Below are 23610 nucleotides of genomic sequence, written 5' to 3'. Positions count from 1 at the left end.
AAAGAACATCATTCTTAATAATAATTTGGATAGCAATCGATTCATTATCGATATAAGGAAGCACCCATGAACGATCAAGTAATAATTTTTGATACTACCTTACGTGACGGCGAGCAAGCATTGGCTGCAAGCCTTACGGTAAAAGAGAAGTTACAGATCGCTTATGCTCTTGAGAGACTGGGTGTCGATGTTATCGAAGCTGGCTTCCCTATCTCTTCTCCAGGTGATTTTGAGTCAGTACAAACTATCGCTAAGCACATCAAAGACAGCCGTATTTGTGCACTTTCTCGAGCCGTAGCGAAAGATATCGATGCCGCAGCAGAAGCGCTTAAAGTTGCTGACCAGTTCCGTATCCATACCTTCATTTCTACCTCAACAGTTCACGTGCAAGACAAATTGCGCCGCAGCTACGACGATGTAGTAGAGATGGCAGTAAAAGCTGTCAAACATGCTCGTAACTACACCGATGATGTTGAATTCTCTTGTGAAGATGCCGGTCGTACCCCTATCGATAACCTATGCCGTATGGTTGAAGCCGCGATTAAAGCAGGCGCGAAAACCATCAACATTCCAGACACCGTGGGCTACACAGTACCGAATGAGTTTGGTGGCATCATCAAAACGTTATTCGATCGCGTGCCCAACATCGATCAAGCGATCATCTCTGTTCACTGTCACGATGACTTAGGTATGTCGGTTGCAAACTCAATTGCTGCTGTGCAAGCGGGCGCTCGCCAAATTGAAGGCACAATCAATGGTATTGGCGAACGTGCAGGTAACTGTTCTTTAGAAGAAATCGCAATGATCATCAAAACTCGTCAAGAGCTTTTGGGTGTTCATACCGGCTTGGATCACAAAGAGATTCACCGTACCAGTAAGTTGGTAAGCCAGCTTTGCCACATGCCAATTCAAGACAACAAAGCGATCGTAGGTGCTAACGCATTTAGCCACTCTTCAGGTATTCACCAAGATGGCATGCTTAAGAACAAGAACACTTACGAGATCATGACACCTGAGTCTATTGGCTTGAAAAACAAAGCCTTAAACCTAACAAGCCGTAGTGGCCGAGCCGCTGTTAAGAGCCACATGGACGCGATGGGTTATAAAGACAATGAGTACAACCTAGATTCATTGTACGAAGACTTCTTGAAGCTTGCTGACCGTAAAGGACAAGTGTTCGATTACGACCTAGAAGCATTGATGCACTTCGCAAATCTACGTGATGAAGATGACTTCTATAAACTTAACTACCTAAGCGTACAATCTGGTAGTGTTATGTCTACCACCAGCATCAAATTGCAATGTGGTGATGAAGAGAAATGCGAAGCTGCTGTCGGCAATGGCCCGGTTGATGCCTTATATCAATGTATCTACCGCTTAACAGGCTACGAAATCGCGTTAGACAAGTTCGACCTGACTGCAAAAGGTGAAGGCGAAGATGGCTTAGGTCAAGCGGACATCATTGCTAACTATAAAGGCCGTAAGTACCACGGTACGGGCGTTTCAACCGATATCGTTGAAGCTTCTGGTCAAGCGTTGCTACACGTTATCAATAGTATTCAACGCGCAGACACTATTGCTGAAATGAAGCAGCAAAAATTCGCGACAGTTTAATACTCCAATAACAGAGCCCTAGAGCCGATGTTGTTGGCTTTAGGGACAAAATTTAAAACGAGCCAAACAGCTCAGTAACAAGAATTAAAGGATTAACATGACAGATAAATCATACAAAATTGCCGTACTACCTGGTGATGGCATTGGCCCAGAAGTCATGCAACAAGCACACAAAGTGCTAGACGCGATTGAAAAGAAACACGCAATTAGCTTTTCTCGCGAAGAGTATGATGTTGGTGGTATCGCGATTGATAACCACGGCTGTCCACTTCCAGAAGCAACCGTTGCAGGCTGTGAAGAATCTGACGCGGTACTTTTTGGTTCTGTCGGCGGCCCTAAATGGGAACACCTCCCACCAAATGACCAGCCGGAACGTGGTGCCCTACTTCCGCTACGTAAACACTTCCAACTATTCTGTAATCTACGTCCTGCACAAATTCACAAAGGTTTAGAGTCTTTCTCTCCCTTACGTGCTGACATTTCAGGTAATGGTTTCGACATCGTTGTTGTTCGTGAACTAACGGGCGGTATCTACTTCGGTCAACCAAAAGGCCGTGAAGGCGAAGGCGCAACAGAAAAAGCATTTGATACTGAGGTTTACCACCGTTACGAAATCGAACGCATTGCAAAGATTGCATTTGAATCTGCTCGTCTACGTAACAAAAACGTGTACTCAATCGATAAAGCGAACGTTCTGCAGAGCTCTATCTTATGGCGTGAAGTGGTTGAAGAAGTCGCGAAAGACTACCCAGACGTGAAACTAAGTCACATGTACATCGATAACGCGACCATGCAGCTAATCAAAGACCCATCTCAGTTTGATGTGATGCTTTGTTCTAACATCTTCGGTGACATCATCTCTGATGAGTGTGCAATGATCACTGGCTCTATGGGCATGCTTCCTTCTGCAAGCTTGAACGAAAGCAACTTCGGATTATACGAACCAGCGGGCGGCAGTGCTCCGGATATCGCAGGTAAGAACATCGCGAACCCAGTAGCGCAAATTCTTTCTGCAGCGCTAATGCTTCGTTACAGCCTAGGCGAAGAAGCCGCAGCGCAAGACATCGAAACAGCGGTATCTAAAGCACTTTCTGCAGGTGAGCTAACCGCTGACCTTGCAGGCAAAAACCAAGCGCTGACTACCTCAGAAATGGGTGACAAGATCGCTGAGTACATCTTAGCTTCGTAAGCTAGATGCTTAGATTAGAAGCAAGTACATAAGAATAATATCAAGCCAAGTCAGCTTAAACAGCCTGACTTGGCTAGCAACAAACACTGGGACTGATGATCCCAAGGAAGAAAAGCTATGTCGACAAACCAGCAAGCAAAAACCTTATACGAAAAAGTTTATGACGCTCACGTTGCGGTTGCAGCGAAGGGCGAAACGCCAATTCTTTATATCGATCGCCACTTAGTCCACGAAGTTACGTCGCCACAAGCCTTTGATGGCCTGCGTGAAAAAGGTCGTAAAGTTCGCCAAGTAGGCAAAACTTTTGCAACCATGGATCATAACGTATCGACACAAACGAAAGACATCAACGCTTCTGGTGAGATGGCTCGTATCCAAATGGAAACGCTATCGAAAAACTGTGAAGAGTTTGGCGTCACGCTCTACGACCTAAACCATAAATACCAAGGTATTGTGCACGTCATGGGCCCTGAGCTAGGTATTACTCTACCGGGCATGACCATCGTATGTGGTGACTCACACACGGCAACACACGGTGCATTTGGCTCATTAGCATTCGGGATCGGTACTTCAGAAGTTGAGCACGTTCTAGCAACTCAAACGCTAAAACAAGCTCGCGCTCAAACCATGAAGATCGAAGTAAAAGGCAAAGTCGCTGAAGGCATTACCGCAAAAGATATCGTGCTCGCGATCATCGGCAAGACAACGGCCGCTGGCGGTACAGGCTATGTGGTTGAATTCTGTGGTGAGGCCATTACTGACCTTACAATGGAAGGTCGTATGACGGTATGTAACATGGCAATCGAGCTTGGCGCGAAAGCGGGTCTGATTGCTCCAGATGCAACCACTTACGAATACATCAAAGGTCGTAAGTTCTCTCCTGAGGGCGAAGACTTAGAAGCCGCTATTGAATACTGGAACACATTGAAAACCGATGCTAACGCTGAATTTGATGCAGTAGTAACTCTAGAAGCTGCAGACATCAAACCACAAGTCACTTGGGGAACCAACCCAGGTCAGGTTATCTCAGTAGACGCGCCAATCCCTGCACCAGAAAGCTTTACAGACCCTGTTGAAAAGGCATCTGCAGAAAAAGCGCTGGCTTATATGGGTCTTGAAGCCGGTAAATCTCTATCGGATTACAACGTCGATAAAGTCTTCGTAGGTTCTTGTACTAACTCGCGTATCGAAGACATGCGTGCAGCTGCAGCAGTAGCAAAAGGCCGCCAAGTAGCGAAACATGTTCAAGCATTAATCGTTCCGGGTTCTGAGCAAGTAAAAGCACAAGCTGAAGCTGAAGGCCTAGATAAGATCTTCATAGAAGCTGGCTTTGAATGGCGCTTGCCGGGGTGCTCTATGTGTCTGGCAATGAACAACGACCGTCTAGGTCCACAAGAACGCTGTGCTTCTACATCAAACCGTAACTTTGAAGGCCGCCAAGGCCGTGATGGTCGTACGCACCTAGTTAGCCCAGCAATGGCAGCCGCAGCGGCTATCGCTGGTCACTTTGTCGATATTCGTGAACTTTAATTAGAGGATTTAACATGTCAGGTTTTCAACAACACACCGGATTAGTCGTTCCTCTAGATACGGCCAACATCGATACGGATGCGATCATTCCAAAGCAATTTCTACAGAAAGTAAACCGCATTGGTTTTGGTAAGCACTTGTTCCACGATTGGCGCTTCCTCGATGACGCAGGCCAGCATCCAAATCCTGAGTTTGTAATGAATGCATCACGCTATAAAGGCGCTTCAATTCTACTGGCTCGTGAAAACTTTGGTTGTGGTTCATCTCGTGAACACGCACCTTGGGCGCTTGCCGATTACGGTATTCAAGTGATGATAGCTCCAAGCTTTGCCGATATTTTCTACGGTAACTCGATCAATAACCAGATGGTACCAGTTCGTCTTACAGAGCAGGAAGTTGATGAAATCTTCCAGTTCGTAGAAGCGAATGAAGGTGCTGAGATTCATGTTGATTTAGAAGCAATGAAAGTCAGTGCGAATGGAAAAGAATACTCGTTTAAAATGGATGAGTTCCGTCGTCACTGTTTGCTGAATGGTCTAGATAATATCGGCCTGACGCTTCAACACGCCGATAAGATTTCAGAATTTGAAGCTAAGATCCCTAGCTTCCTGAAATAGCATCACACAGTTTGTGTACATATAAAGGTTGGCCTAGCGCCAACCTTTTTTATTTAGCTGATCTTTTAACTGAATGTGCTTATTAAGCTCAGCCCTTTATTTAGATCAGTTCCGCTATTTAACTGAAGAGCCATGAAAGAAAATCGTAAAGCATAAGGTCTTAGTAGTCAGTCATCAGGAGAAAACCATGAAACAACTACTCTTTATTATTAGTCTACTTTTCTCGACCCTTGCTTGGTCTGCACCTAAATCCGAACTTTGGCCATACTGGAACCAAAGTAATGAAGCGAACTCAACACAGGTGTCTCATCAAGATTGGCAGCAATTCCTCGATAGCTATTTAGTCAAGCAAGGCCAACACACTCTATTGCGTTACCAAGCAGTGAACACTGCCGATAAGACCAAACTCAAGCAGTACATCCAGAGATTAGAACAGGTTAATCCACTCGACTATTCAAGAGCCGAACAGTATGCCTACTGGGTTAATCTATATAACGCCGTAACCGTCGATTTGATTCTTGATGCCTACCCAATAAAATCCATCACCAAGCTCGGCGGGCTATTCAGTTTCGGGCCTTGGGGAGATGATGTTGTGACGGTCAATGGGAAGTCGCTGACACTGAATAATATTGAGCATCGAATCTTAAGACCGATTTGGCAAGATCCGCGTACGCATTATGCTGTGAACTGTGCGAGTTTAGGCTGTCCTAATTTACAATCTCAGGCCTTTACTGCTGACAATACGGAAACGCTGCTAGAACAAGCGTCGACCGAGTTTGTTAATAGCGACAAAGGTGTGTTAGTTAAAGGCAATAAGCTCCAACTATCATCGATTTACGAATGGTTTGCTGTGGATTTTGGTAAAGAGAAACAGCTCATTCAGCACTTAAACCAGTATCGAACTCAACCTGTCACAAATACCAACAACATCAGTTATGACTATGATTGGTCACTTAACAAAGCGAATTAGTTTTAACATTAAAGCTCATGAATGAAGCTAAACAAAAAAAGAGGCTAGTGGTATGTTATCCACTAGCCTCTTTTCATCTGTTTCACTGTGCTCTAGAGCTAGAAACTTGAACCTGGTTGCTGCAAAAACTCAATTTCTTCGGCAGTAGACTCTCGCCCCAACACCTCATTACGGTGAGGGTAACGACCAAAGCGCTCAATAATCACTTTATGTTTGAATTCAAAATCCAGATTATTTTTTAAACCCGCCTGAGAAAAGAGCAAGACCGCCTGTTCATGAATCAACAAAGATTCACTGTGCATATAAGGCATATACAAGAAGCTTTTTTGTTGTTGATTCAACTGATGATCGAAACCACCAGCAACCGCTTCTTGAGCTAAAGCTAATACCATTGGGTCAGCTGAAAATGCAGCCGAATTGTTTCTGCCAATATTTCTAGAAAACTGATCCAGAACAATAATCTCAGCCAAACGCCCTTCCGCGGTTTGACGCCATTCAAAAAGTTCACCTTGTACAGCCACTTTATGCAATTCAGAGAATCGAGTCTTAATTAAAACATCGACCTCTTCACCGCCAGTAAACCAATCCTTAGGCGTCAGCTCATCGAACCAAAACTCTAAAACATCATGATAAGTTAATGTCATCTAATTCCCTTTAAATTTAACTAAACGCTTTTCACATTAAATACAATTCACGATAGCTCTATTACTTAAAACCTTTGACCTTCTTAATTAGGTCATAAGCATTTTGAATTTCTTGTGACTTCTCTTTCGCGACGTTCATCATCTCTGGCGGTAAACCCTTTGCCATCAGTTTGTCTGGGTGATGTTCATTCATCAGTTTACGGTAAGCTTTCTTCACTTCTTTACCGTCGGCACTTTCACTCACACCCAGTACCTTAAAGGCATCCGCCAATTGGTTCTGTTGTGAGGCTTGTTGCCAACCTGATGACTGTCCGTGACCTTGATGACCACCAAAGTTTCCGCCTTGTTGTTGGAATCGGAATGCCGCTTCTTGCATCTGCAAGCGACGCTCTAGTTGCTCTGAAGAGAACCCAAGTCCTTGCGCTATCTTATGAAGAACCTGACGCTCACTTGGGTGCAAGCTGCCATCGGCAAACGCCGCCGATACCTGTAGCTCTAAAAAGAACTGCAGAAGATCAAAGCGGCCACCCGATGAGATCTTCACACGCTCAAGCACATCGCTTAACGGAAAGTCACTTTCTTTGCCATCACGAAACGCATCTTGCGCTGCTTTACGCTGCTCGCCATGCAGGTTCATACGCTCCATCATGGTAGAAGCAAGCTGAATCTCTTCAGGTGTTACCTGCCCCTTAGCTTTAGCAACATGTCCCATAACCGAAAAAGCCGCTTTAAAGAACTCGTTTTGCCTTTCAGCTTGGCTTGGCCCGCGACCAAAACCAGAACTATTGAACCCCGGTTGGTTCAAACGTCGAGCCTTATCAAATTGATGCCCCAAAAATAGACCAAAAACTAAACCAAGTGGGCCTCCAAATAAAAAGCCAAAAAAAGCGCCCAAAATTTTGCCAAATATTTGCATTATGTGTTCTCTATCTATGAATTTTATCTGAGTAACGCTGTCTGATGATGCTGAATGCTAATATTTCCTTTATCATAAGGAAAATGCTTTATTAATTGGATTGATACTAGATCAACCCTTCATCTAGTGACACAGGATAGTTCAACTTCATGCAATCTTTTTCCCGCACCTTGTTAGCCGCTTCTATAAGTACGGCGTTATACGTGTCGACAACTCAAGCTGAAACAATCACCGATGGTAGTGTGCAGGAAATGCCCTCTATAGATCAATGCTTGATCGAACCCGCTGCCGAAAACGAGACACAATTGCCCGCTCATGTGGAATCAGATCGCTTAGAGGCTATCAATGGTGACAAGGCAATATATTCAGGTGATGTAAGAGTTACGCAAGGAAATAAAACAATCCTTGCTGATAATGTAACGCTTCACCAACAAGAAAACATCGTTGTAGCTGAAGGTAACGTGAACTTTAGTGACGGTCAAATCAAGTCTATATCAGACAAGGCGACCAATAACCTCACTACCGATGAAATGACGCTAGAAAATACCGACTACGAATTTCTTTGCGAACCAGGTCGAGGTAATGCGGTATATATTGCGAAAACAGGCAAGGCGGTTTATGAGATAGAGGATGGCTCTATTACCTCTTGTCCTATTGGTGATAACGCTTGGCGACTAAGAGCTTCAAGTATTGACGTTGATCAGAATGAAGAACAAGCAACCTTCTATAATCCACGCTTTGAAATCCAGAGCGTGCCTGTTTTCTACCTGCCTTATTTAACTGTTCCTATTGGCGATACTCGTAAAACCGGTTTTTTATACCCAACCGTCTCATACGGCTCAAGCGATGGTTTTGAAGCTGAAATCCCAGTTTATTGGAACTTAGCACCAAACTACGACTTAGAAACAACTTTGAGGTATATGGAAAAGCGCGGCACACAACTTAACAGTAAATTCCGTTACCTAAGCGATTTGGGCTCAGGTAACATACAGTCCGAGTACCTGCCCGACGATAAGAAATTTAAAGATAAAGGTGACCGCTGGGGAACACAATGGCAGCACACAGGTATCTTCAAAGAAGCATGGTTATTTGAGACGGACTACTCTAAAGTCAGTGACAATGATTACTTCACCGATATTAGCTCAAGTAGCATTGGTAACCGTGAAGACGGTCAATTACTACAAGAAGGTCGAGCGACATACCGTTCACAAAACTGGGATGCGTCAGTATTAGTACGAGACTTTCAGGTTCTTACCACAAGCAACAACCTGCCTTACCGCTTAATGCCACAGCTAGAGTATAACTACTATGCTCCTGAGGTCATGGATTACCTAGATTTCGACCTCATCAGTCATATATCGATGTTCGATACCGATGCTTCAGGTAAACCATCTGCAACGCGTGTACACGTTGAACCTGGCATTACAATTCCGGTTGGAAACACCTGGGGTACTTGGACAACAGAAGCTCGGCTACTTGGTACATATTACCAGCAAGACCTTGATGGCGTTGATACAGGTAGTGGCTCAGATTATGAAGGACTAGAAGAATCTACCAGTCGTGTTATTCCTCAATTTAGAAGCCACGCTGGCATCGTCTTGGAACGAGATACCACGATTATAGGTAACTATACACAAACGTTAGAGCCTCAAGTGCAGTACCTTTACGTACCCGAAGAGGATCAAAGCGAAATTGGTCTTTACGATACAACACTGCTTCAGACTGATTACTATGGCTTATTCAGGAGCCATAAATACAGTGGCGTAGATCGAATTGCTGCGGCAAATCAGGTCAGCTATGGCGCATCGTCTCGTTTCTTTGATGATGAATATAAAGAGCGACTTAATATATCCTTTGGTCAAATTTTCTATATTGATAAAAACACCAAACAGAACTTAAAAAGCAATGATGCAGATAAGAACTCAAACTACTCATCTTGGGCAGTAGAGGTCGATTTTAACTACGATGACTACCTGTTCTACCATGGTGGCGTGCAATACGACATTGACACTACTGCGATGCAGCTTGCAAACAGTACGTTAGAATACCGCTTCACTGGTGGTTACGTACAAACTAACTACCGTTATGTAACAGAAGAATACATAAATGAAACTGTAGATTTTGACGTATCATCAATTACAAGAGAGGGTATCTCACAAGCAGGTCTACTTGGTGCCTACCAAATTTCACCAAAATGGAGCACAAGTGCCCAATATTTCTATGACTTAACTACACAAGAAGATCTAGAGTGGCTAGCTCGTTTAAACTACAGATCGGATTGTTGGTACATCGGCTTTACCTATAGTAACCGTTTAACGAACAACATTAGTGATCCAAATATCACACCTGAATATGAAAACAACTTTAGTGTGAACTTCGGTATTGTTGGCTTTGGTACCAATATCGGCTCTGATTCAGGTGCAGTTGGTGAAAGCAGCTCTGATAACTCATTGAGCTATGGCCGTCCATTCTTCTTAAATAACTAATTTTCTTTACTGATAAACATCAGTAAATATAAAGGATTACACATGACATTGTGGAAACACACATTAATTGCTATCGCAGCAGCTTGCACTGTATCAACGAGCTACGCAGCACCGGTTGAGCTCGATAGCGTAAAAGTGATCGTTAACGAAGGCGTTGTCTTACAAAGTGACATCGACGCTTCAATGAAGACACTGCGCGCAAACGCTAAGAAAAGCGGTCAAACATTACCATCACAAGATGTCTTGAATGAGCAAGTTCTAGAAAAGCTGATCATTGATACGATTCAAACTCAAGAAGCGGAACGTATCGGTGTTCGTATTGATGATGCTCGACTTGATCAAGCAATCGAAGACATTGCGAAAGACAACAACCAGACAGTCGCTCAGCTGACAGCATCCGTTGCTGAAGAAGGCCTAAGCTACAATGCATTTCGTGAACAAGTAAGAAAAGAGATTGCAGCAAGTGAAGCTCGCAATGCCTTGGTTCGCCGTCGTATTAACATTCTTCCTGCAGAAGTAGACAACCTAGCGGATATCCTAGCGCAAGAAACCAATGCGACTGTTCAATACAGAATTGGCCACATTCAACTTCGATTCAATGATGACCAAACCAAAGAAGAATTAGAAGCACAAGCGACAGATTTAGTGGAAGAGCTAAACAACGGCAAAGACTTCAGCACTATGGCTTATACTTACTCTAAAGGTCCTAAAGCACTACAAGGTGGTGATTGGGGTTGGATGCGTAAAGAAGAGATGCCTACGATTTTTGCAGACCAAATCAAAATGCAAAATAAAGGCAGTATCATCGGTCCATTCCGAAGCGGTGTTGGCTTCCATATTTTAAAAATTGAAGACGTAAAAGGTTTGGAAACCGTTGCAGTTACCGAGGTGAATGCACGTCATATTTTGATTAAACCAACGGTTATCTTGAGTGATGACGGTGCCAAAGAGCAGCTTGAAGAAATCACTCGTCGCGTAAACGCGGGTGAGGCTAGCTTTGGTGAACTTGCGCAGCAATACAGCCAAGACCCAGGTTCAGCTGTTCAAGATGGTGAACTAGGTTACCAAACTCCTGATTTATACGTACCTGAATTCAAGCATCAAGTGGAAACACTACCTGAAGGTAAAATCAGCGCACCATTCAAAACGGTTCATGGCTGGCACATTGTTGAAGTGCTGGATCGCAGAGAAGTAGACCGTACAGACTCCGCTTTGAAAAACAAAGCATACCAAATTCTATTTAACCGTAAGTTCAACGAAGAAGCTGGCGCTTGGCTGCAAGAAGTCAGAGCGAGTGCTTTTGTTGAAATGGTTGAGGATGACCAAGATGACAACTAAACGCCTTGTCATTACAGCAGGTGAACCGGCGGGAATTGGGCCAGATTTAACTCTCGCCTTATCCCAAGAAAGCTGGCCACATCAGCTCGTCGTTTGTGCGGACAAAACCCTACTAGCAGAGCGAGCTCAAATGTTAGGGATCGAGGTTGAGCTGTTGGACTACGACTCAACCTCGCCCAAGCAACCTCAACGCTCTGGAACATTGGTTGTGAAACATGTTCCACTCGCTGAAGTCGCCGTTGCAGGTCAACTTAATGAAGCGAACGGCCACTACGTATTAAATACATTAGAAACCGCAGCAATTGGCTGTATGAATGATGAATTTGATGCTATTGTCACCGGCCCTGTTCACAAGGGTGTAATTAACCGAGCTGGCGTTGCTTTTAGTGGCCATACCGAGTTCTTTGCAGAGAAGTCCAATACTCCACTTGTCGTGATGATGTTGGCAACAAAAGGGCTGCGTGTTGCTCTCGTAACAACGCACATCCCGCTAGCTTATGTATCTCAAGCAGTGACCGAAGACAGATTAGAGCAAATTATTGCTATTCTGCATAAAGATTTGGTCGAAAAGTTTGCCATAGAGAAACCAACTATTTACGTGTGTGGATTGAACCCACATGCGGGTGAAGATGGTTGTTTGGGTCGTGAAGAAATAGAAACCATCACCCCTACGCTAGAAAAAATTCGCCAGAAAGATGGTATTAATTTAGTTGGCCCATTGCCAGCAGACACCATCTTTAATGAAAAATATTTGCAAGATGCAGATGCTGTTTTAGGTATGTATCACGACCAAGTACTCCCAGTATTGAAATACAAAGGGTTTGGTCGCTCAGTGAACATCACACTTGGCTTGCCGTTTATTCGTACATCAGTCGATCACGGTACCGCCTTAGACTTGGCAGGGAAAGGCCAAGCCGATACAGGGAGCTTTAGAACAGCGCTCACGCACGCCATTGAATTAGTAGAGAAAAAGCAATGAGAAATGATGTCCACTTAGGGCACAAAGCGCGTAAACGTTTTGGTCAAAACTTCCTTAACGATCCATACATTATTGATGGAATCGTATCGAGTATTAATCCACTTCCAGGCCAAAACTTAGTAGAAATCGGTCCTGGTCTTGGTGCGATTACTGAGCCTGTTGGCAAGCTTGTCGACAAGTTAACAGTAATTGAACTGGATAGAGATCTTGCTGAACGTCTGCGTAATCACCCTGATCTTGCTGAAAAGCTAACGATCTATGAAGGCGATGCAATGAAGTTCGATTTCGAACAACTTGTTAAGCCAAACAACAAACTCCGTATCTTCGGTAACTTGCCATACAACATCTCTACACCATTGATGTTCCACCTTTTTGAGTTCCATAAAGACGTGCAAGACATGCACTTTATGCTTCAAAAAGAAGTGGTTAACCGATTAGCAGCAGGCCCTGGCACTAAAGCTTACGGTCGTCTAACGGTTATGGCTCAATATTACTGTAAAGTCACTCCTGTTTTAGAAGTGCCACCAACAGCATTTGTTCCGCCACCGAAAGTAGACTCAGCAGTCGTTCGTCTTCAGCCTTATGAAGTACTGCCTTACCCTGCAAAAGATCTTAAGTGGTTAGATCGCGTATGCCGCGAAGGCTTTAACCAGCGTCGTAAAACAGTACGTAACTGCTACAAGAGCTTAATCGATAAGGAAGTGCTTGAAGAGCTAGGTGTGAACCCTGGCATGCGCCCTGAGAACCTGACTCTCGAACAGTTTGTCGATATGGCGAACTGGTTGCACGACAGTCACAACGCTGACAAATAATCGTAAAAGGCTCCTACACTTCGGTGAGGAGCCTATTTTTTATGTAATACTTAAAGCATACCAACAACAAAAGGTGCGAATATGGATATATCTACGCCTTGTATCAAATGCCAGGTTCATTCTAAATATATTGAAGAACAATCTGAGCCATCTAAGAATCGCTACGTTTTCGCTTACATCATTACCATCAAAAACCTTAGTAAAACAACAGTGCAACTTATGTCTCGCCGCTGGCTGATTACCGACTCTAACGGTAAACAACTCACCATAGAAGGTGATGGCGTGGTTGGACAACAACCAGTGATTGAAGCCAATGACGAATACACATACACCAGTGGTACCGTCATCGAAACCCCAGTGGGAGTCATGCAGGGACACTACGTAATGACCGATCATAAAGGTATTGATTTCATAACAGAAGTCGACCCATTTAGACTGGCTATCCCCAATATTCTTAACTAGTACACATCTCTACCATTTACAGGAAAATACTGTGTCGAATTATATTGTCGGAGACATCCAAGGATGCTTCGACGAACTTCAGTTACTGCTTGAAACCATCAACTTTGATAGACAACAAGATACGTTATGGGTCGCCGGAGACTTAGTTGCTCGTGGTCCTAAATCCTTAGAGACGTTACGCTTTGTTCGTAACCTTGGAAGTTCAGCGAAGGTGGTATTGGGTAATCATGATTTACATTTACTTGCGGTATCCTTAGGCCTCTTTTCAGCCAAACCAAAAGATAAGACTCAACCCATTCTTGATGCTGAAGACCGTGGCCAATTGCTGGAATGGTTAAGACAACAACCCTTGATGCAAGAGCACCCAGAGTTTGTCATGACACATGCGGGCATATCACCTCAATGGGACTTAGAACAAGCACGCACAGAGAACCAAGAAATAACATCGTTGCTCAAATCGGACCGTTGGCAATGGCTTGTCAAGAACATGTACAGCAACACGCCAGATCTCTGGAGCAAAGAGTTGCAAGGTATAGAACGTTATCGCTATGCGATCAATAGCTTTACTCGAATGCGCTTTTGCTCTCCCGATGGCCGACTCGACATGGCTTGCAAACTGCCGCCCAATGAAATTACGGATGAACCTTTGATACCCTGGTTTGACCTTTCACAACGCATTACGCTTGATAAAACCGTGCTCTTTGGACACTGGGCAGCCTTAGAAGGCTATTCAGGAAAAGATGTGATTGGTTTAGATACTGGATGTGTTTGGGGAGGAGAATTGACGATACTTCGCTGGGAAGATAAAAAGTTTTTCACTCAAGATGCGCTATAGAGATACGAGATACGAGATACGAGATACGAGATACGAGATACGAGATACGAGATACGAGATACGAGAAGTTTGCGTTACTGTTACAGTAACGCAAACGTTTTTAATTTCAGAACTTAACGCTCGAGAATCACAAACTCCATGTTGTGTTTATTCTTCTCATCAGCTTGATAAGTTTCGCTAAAGCTCTGCTTCCAATCCTGTCCCCAACGAGGGAACTGTGTATCGCCATCAACTTGGAGGTCGATATGAGTCAGATAGAGCTTGTTAGCTTTAGACAGACAGCTTTCATAGATAGAGCCACCACCAATGATCATCACTTCATCAACGTCACTGACAAGTTCTAATGCTTGATCAATTGAAGTAACAGTAGTCACTCCTTCAATCTCTAAGCTCTCATCGCGACTGATTACGACATTCAATCGGCCTGGTAGAGGGCGGCCAATTGAATCATAGGTCTTACGCCCCATCACTACCGGCTTACCCATCGTTGAGCGTTTAAACCATGCGAAATCTGCAGGTAAATGCCATGGCATCTGATTATCTTTACCAATTACACGGTTGTTTGCCATTGCCGCTATCATACTGATGATCATAAATAGAAAGTCCTGTCCTTACCTGAAAATGAAATTGAAGCTAGACGATAGGTCTACGACGATAGAATAACAGCCCAGGCACCGCCAAGCCAACCGCTAGCCCCGCGATAATGAACATCGATTTTAAAAAGTTCTCCATCAACATGGCGAGCAATTCTGGGTTATACCCTGCTCTGTTGATTTCGACCATAGCGATCATCGCTTTAAACGCGAAGACTCCAGGAACCATTGGAATCAAAGCAGCGACGGTAAACACCTTTGGGTGCGCCAACAGTTTGTGTGACCAATGAACCCCAATCATCCCCACAATAGTCGCCGCGAAGAACGTTGCCCATTCGATGGGAATGCCGAAATGCATCATTAAGTAACGGCTACCATGACCAATGGAGCCTCCAAGAGCACAATAGATCAACGCACGTTGTGGCACGTTAAAGACCAGAGCAAAACCGACGGCAGGTATCGCCGCAAAAAACATATCATTCAAAAGGCCGAGCAATAATTCAAAGATAGTCATTAGCTTGCCCACCCCCACACATCCGAAAGACTCATCGCTGCAACGATGCCTAAGCTTGTGGCCAACGTTAATAAACTGGCCATGGTGAAGCGTGCGAGACCCATATTAATATGGCCTTTAAGCATATCCGCAACAGAGTTAATTAAAGGGAAACCGGGGACAAGCATCAGCACAGAAGAAGCCATCACGATAGTGGGTTGGCCACCGATGTTATAAAGAGCCGCTTGCGCTGAAATCGTTGTCGTAACAAACGCTGTAATAGCAAAGTTTAACAGCGGATTAAAATGGCGATGACCAATCTCTTGTCTGACGATCATGCCGCAAGCTGATGCGATAAAGGTCATCATGAAGACCTGCCAATCACCGCCAGCAAGATGACTAAAAGAAGCACACGATAATCCAATCATCACGACAACCAACCAGCGATTATAACGCTCAGGACTGATCCCTTGGATCTTCTTGTAAGCTAAATCATAATCAAGAATCCCTTTCTCCATCATGATACACACGTGTTGAATCTCTGTTATCACCTGCATATTAATGCCGCGATCAGCACAGCTTCGAGTTGTCGTTATGCAATGATCATCCATTACTGTTGTCACAACCAGTGCGTTGGCTGACAGTGCAACTTCAACCTCATTCACCCCACAAGCAATACCGATGCGGCGCATAATATCACCGACCAGTGTACTCTCGGCGCCGTGTGCCAATAACATTTGTCCTGACTGAGCGACTAACCTTGAGATCGCTCTTTGTTCTGATGCCATGATTTCCTTCCCATAGGCGTTATACCAATCACAGTAAGTAAGTGAGTAGAGATAGCGCAGGAAAAAAGCTTGAGAACAAGGCAGAGATTTTCGATAAGTAGTTATTCTACAATCAAAATCTCTAACGCAATTATCGAGCGTTTTAACCAGCTAGGGTGACCAGTTATTTACTACGATTGGTATTAATTATCTAGAAATAAATTCTGCATTAAAATTTGATAAGACATAATGATTTAGATACAAAAAAACCGCAATTTTCATTGCGGTTTAATAAAACTATCAGTGTGCTTTAGAAGAAGCGACCAAAGTATTTATAAGAAACGATGAGGATTAGTCACGAACATAGATAACATGACCGTCATCTTCTTCGTCATCCCAGTCGTCCCAATCGTCGTCATCTTCAGTAACGACATTCTTACCAGCCATCGCATCTTTATGGTAGTCATCCCACATAAAGTTAACTTTTTCTTCTTCTTCAATTGCTTCAACTTCACGCGGTAGGTTCTCCATGAACTCACCCAGTTTAAAGCAAAGATCTTTGGTACCGATCTTGTTTACAGCAGAGATCTTGAAATACTCGCCTTCCCAACCTAAAGCTTCGACGATTTCTTGAATCTTTTCGTCCGCTTCGTCTTCAGGCATTAGATCAACTTTGTTGAATACTAACCAGCGAGGTTTCTGTGCCACTTTTTCGCTATATTGCTCAAGCTCGTCAATGATCGTCAGTGCGTTCTGAATTGGATCAGAACCATCAATCGGCAAAATATCGATCATGTGCAGAAGAACACGACAACGCTCAAGGTGCTTCAAGAAACGAATACCAAGACCTGCGCCATCAGCTGCACCTTCGATTAGTCCTGGGATGTCAGCAACAACGAAGCTCTTTTCAGGGACAACACTAACAACACCTAAGCTAGGGATTAACGTAGTAAATGGGTAATCAGCCACTTTCGGTTTCGCAGCAGATACCGAGCGAATAAAAGTAGATTTACCAGCGTTTGGCAGGCCAAGCATACCAACATCTGCTAACAGAAGAAGCTCTAAACGCAGTTCGCGAACTTCGCCTTTAGTACCCATTGTCTTTTGACGAGGAGCACGGTTAACCGACGACTTAAAACGCGTGTTACCAAGACCGTGCCAACCACCTTTACCAACCATGACTTTCTTGCCATGTTCAGCAACTTCAGCAACGATTTCATTTGTATGGATATCAACAGCACGAGTACCTACAGGTACTTTCATGGTCATATCTTTACCACGTTTACCAGTACAGTTACCACCGCGGCCATTTTCGCCACGCTCTGCATTGTAAAAACGTTGGAAACGGTAATCGATCAGCGTGTTTAAGTTTTCATCCGCTTGAATGTAAACATCACCACCATCACCGCCATCACCGCCATCAGGACCGCCTTTAGCGACGAATTTTTCGCGCCAAAAGCTTACTGTACCATTACCGCCATCACCGGCTTCTATTTTTACTGATGCTTCATCAACGAATTTCATTTTTTAACTCCGCACTTACGTTGCGTTACCACTCATCAAGGAGTGATATAAATTCTAGCAGATCCGTGTTTAGATCGATCACCTAAGATCTAGATCGATCTGCAACCAAGGAACAAATAAGGAGAGGTTCTTTGCTTTCTGCTTCTTAAAAAACAAACGGCTTCTTGAAACTAAACGGTTCCTCAAACACCAAATTGCTTCTCAAAACTAAAGCCAGAGCGTCTACTTTTTTATTCTCGCTATAAATAAAAAACCCTGCCGAATCGGCAGGGCTTTTGAATTCAGCTTGAAAGCTAGTATAAATAATCTAATAAAAGATCAAATTACTCAGCTTCGATGCTTACAAACTTACGGTTTTTAGGACCTTTTACTGCAAATTTCACTTTACCTTCAGTAAGAGCGAAAAGAGTATGGTCTTTACCGATGCCAACGTTTGTGCCAGCGTGGAACTTAGTACCACGTTGACGAACGATGATGTTACCTGCAAGAACGGATTCACCACCAAAACGCTTAACACCAAGACGTTTGCTTTCTGAATCGCGGCCGTTATTAGTAGAACCGCCAGCTTTTTTATGTGCCATTGTTAAACTCTCCTAATACTTAAGCGTTAATGCCAGTGATTTTCACTTCTGTGAACCACTGACGGTGACCAGCTTGCTTACGCGAGTGCTTACGACGACGGAATTTAACGATTTTTACTTTATCGCCACGACCGTGTTGTACTACTTCTGCAGTAACCTTGCCACCTTCAACAAGAGGTGCACCAACAGCGATTTCTTCGCCGTTAGCAACAAGAAGAACTTTATCAAATTCTACAGTTGCACCAGTTTCAACGTCTAATTTCTCTAAACGAAGTGTTTGACCTTCGCTTACTCGGTGTTGTTTGCCACCAGATTGGAAAACAGCGTACATATTTTACTCCGCTTTTTCCGCACAGCCTATGGTTGTTAATTCTACAACTCGGGTGTGCGCTAAACTAATCAATAGGGCGCAGATTCTACGGGAATCATGCCGCTATGACAAGCCATATTTTTAAAATATTGGCGAAAACATGTTCGCCAAAGAAAAGTGCGGCAATGATGCCTTTAAGTGATGTATTAATCAACGTTTTTTAGTGTATTATTCAACAATTAAATACAACGTATAAGCCTTACAGGGTACAACTTCAGCCGGATGAACAATGGATTTTAAAGCTATCCAAACGCTTACTGCCAATGATATGGCAAAAGTGAATGAAACAATTCAAGCCCAACTTAATTCTGACGTAAGTTTAATCAACCAGCTTGGTTTTTATATCGTTAGCGGTGGTGGCAAACGCCTACGCCCCTTGCTTGCTCTTTTATCAGCTCGTGCACTTGGTTACCAAGGTGAAGCTCATATCACCTCAGCCGCCTTTATTGAGTTTATCCACACCGCAACACTGCTCCATGATGATGTTGTCGACGAATCGGACATGAGACGTGGCAAAGCAACAGCCAACGCAGCGTTTGGTAATGCCGCGAGCGTTTTGGTTGGTGATTTTATTTACACCCGCTCGTTCCAGATGATGACCACGCTTGGATCTTTAAGGATCCTTGAGCTAATGAGCGAATCAGTAAACGTGATTGCCGAGGGTGAAGTTCAACAATTGATGAACTGTAATAACCCAGACACCACAGAAGAAAGCTACATGCAGGTGATCTATTCAAAGACCGCTCGCTTGTTTGAAGCCGCGACTCAAATCGGCGCTATTCTTACAGAGTCTTCACCTGAAATCGAAACGGCGATGCAAAACTACGGTAAGTACCTAGGAACCGCATTCCAGCTTATTGATGATGTGATGGACTACACCGCTGATGGTAAAGAGATGGGTAAAAATGTTGGTGATGATCTAGCAGAAGGCAAACCGACGTTACCGTTGCTTTACGCAATGCGTAATGGCTCTCCAGACCAAGCGAGCATGATTCGTGAAGCGATTGAAAAAGCCAATGGTATGGAACGTCTCGACGACATCATGTCTGTAATGAAAGAGACAGGCTCGTTAGAGTACACGACCAATAAAGCCTATGAAGAAGCTGACAAAGCGATAGCTGAGCTGTCTATTCTTCCTGATTCAGAATATAAGCAAGCTTTAATTACGCTAGCTCACCTTGCAGTAAAACGTAGCAAGTAAATAGAAGCTAAGTAGTCAGTAGACAGCTAGATAATAAAAAAGAGCCGGTTGGCTCTTTTTTTGATCCTGCTAGATATTACTCTGGGTTTTAATATCGACTCGATTCTAATGATAAAGGTAATTGCGCCTCGATCTCTTCAAGTTCTTCCAACGGAACCGCATATTGTTTATGACTGTTGTAAGACTCAAACAAAGCGAACTGCTCTTGTTCATCGATAACCAATATCTTACCTAAGCGACCTAGATAGTTAACATTCATTCCCTTTTGTACTCTAGTCATAATTCTGAACCCTAATTCTTTGTGGCTAAAAAAGGATTACGAGTGGGCTGAATACAAGGATCAAAAAAGCCGATCACAATGATCGGCTTTCGTTAACTGTCTTTTTAGCAGAGTTCAGTTATCTATCGCTTATTTAGCGAATTCAACACCAATCTCAATATCGCCATTTAGCGTTTCTAGCATGCTGTCTAGTGCGTTGCGTTCGAAGTCGCTAAGTTCACCGTAGCTAAGGATCGCTTCTGCGCCCTCTTTGCCAAGTTTAACTGGCTGTGCGAAGAATGGTGCGTGCTCGCCTTCACCTTCAACGTATGCACACTCAATCACGTTCTCTTCACCTTGAAGCGCTTTCACTAGAGCAAGACCGAAGCGACAAGCCGCTTGACCCATAGATAGTGTCGCACTACCGCCACCAGCTTTAGCTTCTACTACTTCAGTACCCGCATTTTGGATGCGAGTTGTTAGCGCTGCGATTTCTGCATCAGTGAACTCTACACCTTCAACTTGAGAAAGAAGAGGCAGAATCGTTACGCCTGAGTGACCGCCGATAACAGGAACACGAACATCGCATGGATCTTTATCTTTTAGCTCAGCAACGAACGTTTCAGAACGAATAACATCAAGAGTCGTAATACCGAATAAACGACGCTTGTCGTAAACGCCTGCTTTCTTAAGTACTTCAGCAGCGATTGGCACTGTTGTGTTTACTGGGTTAGTAATGATACCAACACAAGCAGTAGGACAAGTAACGGCAATTTTCTCAGCTAGAGACTTAACAATGCCAGCGTTCACATTGAAAAGATCCGCACGGTCCATACCAGGTTTACGAGCTACACCCGCTGAAATAAGTACAACATCCGCACCTTCAAGTGCTGGAGTTGGATCTTCACCCGCGTAACCTTTGATCGAAACAGGCGTTGGGATATGGCTAAGATCGGCAGCAACACCCGGAGTTACCGGAGCGATGTCGTAAAGTGCAAGATCTGAACCAGCAGGCAGGCGGTTCTTTAGTAGTAGGGCTAGGGCTTGACCGATGCCACCAGCGGCACCAATAACAGCTACTTTCATTGTTATTCTCCTTGAGAGATTTCTCTTATAGATTCTTTGTAGAGTAATTCTTGAGCTAAATTAAGGCTAAAAAGCTAAATTATCGTTAAAAAAATATATTAATCACAAAGTGATTACAATCAATTAACGCCAGCTTTGCGACTTCGCGCAAGTCAATAAAACCGTGCCACACAGCGAGTGGTATTATGGGGATAATCATCTGAAATAACAAAATAAGTTGCCACTAATAACACATTATCCTATTAAATTTTTACAGTGATATGACTAACAAATTACCGTGATATTTTGGCTAAGATTGAATATGTATGCGAGAATATGCAGATATCTTTATTAATGAATAAGAATGACATATGCGCAATACAGAAAAACAAGACAACTTAGTTCGTGCTTTTAAAGCATTACTAAAAGAAGAACGTTTTGGTTCGCAAGGCGAGATTGTCGATGCCCTCAAACATGAAGGCTTTGAAAGCATCAACCAATCTAAAGTTTCGCGTATGTTAACTAAGTTTGGCGCTGTTCGAACGCGCAATGCAAAAATGGAGATGGTTTACTGTCTTCCAGCTGAGCTTGGCGTGCCGACAGTTTCGAGCTCTTTAAGAGAGTTGGTGTTAGACATTGACCACAACAATGCATTAGTTGTGATACACACTGGACCTGGTGCTGCGCAACTTATTGCTCGCTTATTAGATTCATTAGGTAAGTCAGAAGGCATACTGGGCGTAGTCGCAGGCGATGACACTATCTTTATTACTCCAACCTTGTCAGTGACCACTAAGCAACTGTTTGATTCAGTGTGCGAGCTGTTTGAATACGCGGGATAGATGCCCATAGTTTCATAACTATCACAGCTACTAATGGATCACGAATACCTATTCGCTTCGTGATCCAAATCACATCCTAAGATATCCACCCCTCCCCCCTTAAAAACCACTAAACCATTGATTTTAAAAACTCAATATAAAATTAAACACGAGATCTAACCGTCATTTGTTAGATTTTTTAGCTATATCTTTTAACATTTGAGTAATTTTCTGCCAATTTTTGATATTATTCAGCTACTTTTTCATCACATGGATTGAAGAAGGTGCCGTTTCCAAATAGGAAACTCCAGAAACGACTACAATTGTTTCAGGGTTAATAATGAATAAAGGAAGGGAAATTCATGGCATTTACCAAACTTATTAAAGTTGGGGCTATTGCAGCTGCTGTAATGGGCGCTGGCGCAGTTAACGCTCAAGAGTTCATCACAATTGGTACTGGTTCAGTAACGGGTGTTTACTACCCAACTGGTGGTGCTATTTGTAAGCTAGTAAACAAAGGCCGTAAAGACCACAACATTCGTTGTTCTGTCGAGTCTACTGGTGGTTCAATCTACAACGTTAATACCATCCGTGCTGGTGAACTAGATTTCGGTGTTGTTCAATCGGACTGGCAATACCATGGCTACAACGGTACAAGTAAGTTCAAAGATCAGGGCGAATACAAGAAACTTCGTGCTATGTTCTCTCTACATACAGAACCGTTCAACATTATCGCTCGTACCGATGCTGGTATCAACAATGTGTCTGACCTAGCTGGAAAGCGTGTCAACATTGGGAACCCGGGTTCTGGTGACCGTGCAACGATGGGTGTTGTAATGGACGCTATGGGTTGGACTAACGATAGCTTCAAGCTTGCTTCTGAACTAAAAGGTTCTGAGCGTTCACAAGCACTTTGTGATAACAAGATTGATGCATTCATCTACATGGTTGGTCACCCGAACGGTTCAATCAAAGAAGCAACAACTTCTTGTGATGCAAAACTGGTTTCTGCAACGGGTCCACAAATCGACAAAATCGTAGCTGAAAACCCATACTACGCATACAGCACAGTTCCAGCTGGCATGTACCGTGGTACAGATACTGACGTAAACAGCTTCGGTGTTGCTGCAACTATGGTAACAACGTCTGACGTTTCTGACGAAGTCGCGTACAACGTTGCTAAAGCGGTATTTGAAAACTTTGCTACATTCAAACGCCTGCACCCAGCATTTGCGAACCTGAAGAAAGAAGACATGGTTAAAGCGGGTATCTCAATCCCTCTTCACCCTGGCGCAGTAAAATACTACAAAGAAGTAGGCCTTCTAAAGTAACTCTACTTTAAGCCTGCTCTACCAATAAGGAGGCGTGTCCTCCTTATTGGTTTTTCACGTTTTATAAAAATAACCCAAGTGAAAAGAGACAAACCTTTAAGTTTCTCCAATTTGGCGAACTTACCTTCGTATCAAGCCTAAGACAAAGACGAACAAAAAACGCATTTCCCTATCGATTCACTACACTAGATAGGGAATAAATAACGTCTCGTT

At 43.6% G+C, this 23610-nt stretch carries 24 protein-coding genes; 14 read left to right on the top strand and 10 right to left on the bottom strand.

The genetic code is table 11. The features are described from left to right. Positions 1–66: 66 nt before the first annotated feature. The 5 genes from leuA (at position 67) to ACMAZD_RS02430 (ending at position 5920) form a co-directional block, all read left to right on the top strand. Complete coding sequence (gene leuA, locus ACMAZD_RS02450) at positions 67–1614, top strand: 2-isopropylmalate synthase (RefSeq protein ID WP_435248433.1); 1548 nt, start codon at positions 67–69, stop codon at positions 1612–1614. Positions 1615–1711: 97 nt separating this feature from the next. Then, entirely contained in the window at positions 1712–2803 is a 1092-nt protein-coding gene (gene leuB / locus ACMAZD_RS02445; RefSeq protein ID WP_017109323.1) for a 3-isopropylmalate dehydrogenase, read from the top strand. A gap of 117 nt (positions 2804–2920) precedes the next feature. Next, a complete protein-coding gene (gene leuC / locus ACMAZD_RS02440) occupies positions 2921–4333 on the top strand; it encodes a 3-isopropylmalate dehydratase large subunit (protein ID WP_435248432.1) in 1413 nt (470 codons plus the stop codon). 14 nt (positions 4334–4347) lie between these two features. Then, positions 4348–4950, top strand: coding sequence for a 3-isopropylmalate dehydratase small subunit (leuD, locus tag ACMAZD_RS02435; RefSeq protein WP_435248431.1), 603 nt, complete (start codon positions 4348–4350; stop codon positions 4948–4950). Between the two features lie 187 nt (positions 4951–5137). Further along, the gene (locus tag ACMAZD_RS02430; protein WP_435248430.1) at positions 5138–5920 is read left to right on the top strand and encodes a DUF547 domain-containing protein; all 783 of its coding nucleotides are present in this window, start codon (positions 5138–5140) and stop codon (positions 5918–5920) included. 98 nt (positions 5921–6018) lie between these two features. On the opposite strand, the gene ACMAZD_RS02425 is transcribed toward ACMAZD_RS02430, so the two are convergent. Both ACMAZD_RS02425 and djlA read right to left on the bottom strand, forming a co-directional pair. Continuing rightward, positions 6019–6564, bottom strand: coding sequence for a DUF924 family protein (locus tag ACMAZD_RS02425; RefSeq protein ID WP_435248429.1), 546 nt, complete (start codon positions 6562–6564; stop codon positions 6019–6021). A 61-nt stretch (positions 6565–6625) separates the two neighbouring features. Further along, the gene (gene djlA / locus ACMAZD_RS02420; RefSeq protein WP_435248428.1) at positions 6626–7480 is read right to left on the bottom strand and encodes a co-chaperone DjlA; all 855 of its coding nucleotides are present in this window, start codon (positions 7478–7480) and stop codon (positions 6626–6628) included. Between the two features lie 149 nt (positions 7481–7629). Here djlA and lptD point away from each other — a divergent pair, with 149 nt between their 5' ends. The 6 genes from lptD (at position 7630) to ACMAZD_RS02390 (ending at position 14392) form a co-directional block, all read left to right on the top strand. Next, complete coding sequence (gene lptD, locus ACMAZD_RS02415; RefSeq protein ID WP_435248427.1) at positions 7630–9966, top strand: LPS assembly protein LptD; 2337 nt, start codon at positions 7630–7632, stop codon at positions 9964–9966. Between the two features lie 42 nt (positions 9967–10008). Beyond that, entirely contained in the window at positions 10009–11304 is a 1296-nt protein-coding gene (gene surA, locus ACMAZD_RS02410) for a peptidylprolyl isomerase SurA (protein WP_435248426.1), read from the top strand. Further along, positions 11294–12283, top strand: a complete 990-nt coding sequence (pdxA, locus tag ACMAZD_RS02405; protein WP_435248425.1) for a 4-hydroxythreonine-4-phosphate dehydrogenase PdxA — start codon at positions 11294–11296, stop codon at positions 12281–12283. The genes surA and pdxA overlap by 11 nt, the downstream gene beginning before the upstream one ends. After that, positions 12280–13095, top strand: coding sequence for a 16S rRNA (adenine(1518)-N(6)/adenine(1519)-N(6))-dimethyltransferase RsmA (gene rsmA / locus ACMAZD_RS02400; RefSeq protein WP_372121252.1), 816 nt, complete (start codon positions 12280–12282; stop codon positions 13093–13095). Before pdxA ends, rsmA begins: the two co-directional genes overlap by 4 nt. Before the next feature lie 81 nt (positions 13096–13176). Beyond that, a complete protein-coding gene (apaG, locus tag ACMAZD_RS02395; RefSeq protein ID WP_009847827.1) occupies positions 13177–13557 on the top strand; it encodes a Co2+/Mg2+ efflux protein ApaG in 381 nt (126 codons plus the stop codon). Positions 13558–13588: 31 nt separating this feature from the next. Next, positions 13589–14392, top strand: coding sequence for a symmetrical bis(5'-nucleosyl)-tetraphosphatase (locus ACMAZD_RS02390; protein WP_435248424.1), 804 nt, complete (start codon positions 13589–13591; stop codon positions 14390–14392). A gap of 113 nt (positions 14393–14505) precedes the next feature. On the opposite strand, the gene folA is transcribed toward ACMAZD_RS02390, so the two are convergent. The 6 genes from folA to rplU all read right to left on the bottom strand — a co-directional run bounded on the left by folA (position 14506) and on the right by rplU (position 18681). Then, entirely contained in the window at positions 14506–14985 is a 480-nt protein-coding gene (gene folA, locus ACMAZD_RS02385) for a type 3 dihydrofolate reductase (RefSeq protein WP_435248423.1), read from the bottom strand. A 40-nt stretch (positions 14986–15025) separates the two neighbouring features. After that, positions 15026–15499, bottom strand: coding sequence for a threonine/serine exporter family protein (locus tag ACMAZD_RS02380; RefSeq protein ID WP_029223336.1), 474 nt, complete (start codon positions 15497–15499; stop codon positions 15026–15028). Next, complete coding sequence (locus tag ACMAZD_RS02375) at positions 15499–16266, bottom strand: threonine/serine exporter family protein (RefSeq protein WP_435248422.1); 768 nt, start codon at positions 16264–16266, stop codon at positions 15499–15501. The genes ACMAZD_RS02380 and ACMAZD_RS02375 overlap by 1 nt, the downstream gene beginning before the upstream one ends. Positions 16267–16596: 330 nt before the next feature. Then, on the bottom strand, positions 16597–17769 hold the full coding sequence (gene cgtA, locus ACMAZD_RS02370; protein WP_435248421.1) for an Obg family GTPase CgtA: 1173 nt from the start codon (positions 17767–17769) through the stop codon (positions 16597–16599). A 323-nt stretch (positions 17770–18092) separates the two neighbouring features. Further along, on the bottom strand, positions 18093–18350 hold the full coding sequence (gene rpmA, locus ACMAZD_RS02365) for a 50S ribosomal protein L27 (protein ID WP_004735905.1): 258 nt from the start codon (positions 18348–18350) through the stop codon (positions 18093–18095). 19 nt (positions 18351–18369) lie between these two features. Continuing rightward, on the bottom strand, positions 18370–18681 hold the full coding sequence (rplU, locus tag ACMAZD_RS02360) for a 50S ribosomal protein L21 (RefSeq protein WP_004740823.1): 312 nt from the start codon (positions 18679–18681) through the stop codon (positions 18370–18372). A 268-nt stretch (positions 18682–18949) separates the two neighbouring features. On the opposite strand from rplU, the gene ispB reads away from it, so the two are divergent. Next, the gene (gene ispB, locus ACMAZD_RS02355) at positions 18950–19921 is read left to right on the top strand and encodes an octaprenyl diphosphate synthase (RefSeq protein WP_435248420.1); all 972 of its coding nucleotides are present in this window, start codon (positions 18950–18952) and stop codon (positions 19919–19921) included. Positions 19922–20009: 88 nt separating this feature from the next. On the opposite strand, the gene ACMAZD_RS02350 is transcribed toward ispB, so the two are convergent. Together ACMAZD_RS02350 and mdh are read right to left on the bottom strand one after the other, a co-directional pair. After that, on the bottom strand, positions 20010–20201 hold the full coding sequence (locus ACMAZD_RS02350; protein ID WP_009847833.1) for a hypothetical protein: 192 nt from the start codon (positions 20199–20201) through the stop codon (positions 20010–20012). A gap of 129 nt (positions 20202–20330) precedes the next feature. Next, positions 20331–21266, bottom strand: a complete 936-nt coding sequence (gene mdh, locus ACMAZD_RS02345; RefSeq protein ID WP_435248419.1) for a malate dehydrogenase — start codon at positions 21264–21266, stop codon at positions 20331–20333. Between the two features lie 350 nt (positions 21267–21616). Between mdh and argR the strand changes: the two genes are divergently transcribed. Both argR and ACMAZD_RS02335 read left to right on the top strand, forming a co-directional pair. Beyond that, positions 21617–22087, top strand: coding sequence for a transcriptional regulator ArgR (argR, locus tag ACMAZD_RS02340; RefSeq protein WP_004740827.1), 471 nt, complete (start codon positions 21617–21619; stop codon positions 22085–22087). 341 nt (positions 22088–22428) lie between these two features. Further along, entirely contained in the window at positions 22429–23397 is a 969-nt protein-coding gene (locus ACMAZD_RS02335; protein ID WP_435248418.1) for a TAXI family TRAP transporter solute-binding subunit, read from the top strand. Positions 23398–23610: the final 213 nt, after the last annotated feature.

The sequence above is a fragment of the Vibrio sp. nBUS_14 genome (assembly GCF_051201655.1).
In the GTDB taxonomy this organism is placed as follows: domain Bacteria; phylum Pseudomonadota; class Gammaproteobacteria; order Enterobacterales; family Vibrionaceae; genus Vibrio.
Note: the sequence above shows the minus strand (reverse complement) of the source record. Positions and strands in the feature narration are given on the sequence as shown.

Bases quoted from the DNA above. Each gene is read 5' to 3' on its own strand.
- folA (WP_435248423.1), bottom strand. From the start codon at position 14,985: ATGATCATCAGTATGATAGCGGCAATGGCAAACAACCGTGTAATTGGT.
- leuD (WP_435248431.1), top strand. From the start codon at position 4,348: ATGTCAGGTTTTCAACAACACACCGGATTAGTCGTTCCTCTAGATACG.
- lptD (WP_435248427.1), top strand. From the start codon at position 7,630: ATGCAATCTTTTTCCCGCACCTTGTTAGCCGCTTCTATAAGTACGGCG.
- ACMAZD_RS02375 (WP_435248422.1), bottom strand. From the start codon at position 16,266: ATGGCATCAGAACAAAGAGCGATCTCAAGGTTAGTCGCTCAGTCAGGA.
- leuC (WP_435248432.1), top strand. From the start codon at position 2,921: ATGTCGACAAACCAGCAAGCAAAAACCTTATACGAAAAAGTTTATGAC.
- ispB (WP_435248420.1), top strand. From the start codon at position 18,950: ATGGATTTTAAAGCTATCCAAACGCTTACTGCCAATGATATGGCAAAA.
- apaG (WP_009847827.1), top strand. From the start codon at position 13,177: ATGGATATATCTACGCCTTGTATCAAATGCCAGGTTCATTCTAAATAT.
- ACMAZD_RS02335 (WP_435248418.1), top strand. From the start codon at position 22,429: ATGGCATTTACCAAACTTATTAAAGTTGGGGCTATTGCAGCTGCTGTA.
- rsmA (WP_372121252.1), top strand. From the start codon at position 12,280: ATGAGAAATGATGTCCACTTAGGGCACAAAGCGCGTAAACGTTTTGGT.
- leuA (WP_435248433.1), top strand. From the start codon at position 67: ATGAACGATCAAGTAATAATTTTTGATACTACCTTACGTGACGGCGAG.
- pdxA (WP_435248425.1), top strand. From the start codon at position 11,294: ATGACAACTAAACGCCTTGTCATTACAGCAGGTGAACCGGCGGGAATT.
- ACMAZD_RS02380 (WP_029223336.1), bottom strand. From the start codon at position 15,499: ATGACTATCTTTGAATTATTGCTCGGCCTTTTGAATGATATGTTTTTT.
- mdh (WP_435248419.1), bottom strand. From the start codon at position 21,266: ATGAAAGTAGCTGTTATTGGTGCCGCTGGTGGCATCGGTCAAGCCCTA.
- ACMAZD_RS02350 (WP_009847833.1), bottom strand. From the start codon at position 20,201: ATGACTAGAGTACAAAAGGGAATGAATGTTAACTATCTAGGTCGCTTA.
- djlA (WP_435248428.1), bottom strand. From the start codon at position 7,480: ATGCAAATATTTGGCAAAATTTTGGGCGCTTTTTTTGGCTTTTTATTT.
- ACMAZD_RS02430 (WP_435248430.1), top strand. From the start codon at position 5,138: ATGAAACAACTACTCTTTATTATTAGTCTACTTTTCTCGACCCTTGCT.
- ACMAZD_RS02425 (WP_435248429.1), bottom strand. From the start codon at position 6,564: ATGACATTAACTTATCATGATGTTTTAGAGTTTTGGTTCGATGAGCTG.
- rplU (WP_004740823.1), bottom strand. From the start codon at position 18,681: ATGTACGCTGTTTTCCAATCTGGTGGCAAACAACACCGAGTAAGCGAA.
- leuB (WP_017109323.1), top strand. From the start codon at position 1,712: ATGACAGATAAATCATACAAAATTGCCGTACTACCTGGTGATGGCATT.
- argR (WP_004740827.1), top strand. From the start codon at position 21,617: ATGCGCAATACAGAAAAACAAGACAACTTAGTTCGTGCTTTTAAAGCA.
- cgtA (WP_435248421.1), bottom strand. From the start codon at position 17,769: ATGAAATTCGTTGATGAAGCATCAGTAAAAATAGAAGCCGGTGATGGC.
- rpmA (WP_004735905.1), bottom strand. From the start codon at position 18,350: ATGGCACATAAAAAAGCTGGCGGTTCTACTAATAACGGCCGCGATTCA.
- surA (WP_435248426.1), top strand. From the start codon at position 10,009: ATGACATTGTGGAAACACACATTAATTGCTATCGCAGCAGCTTGCACT.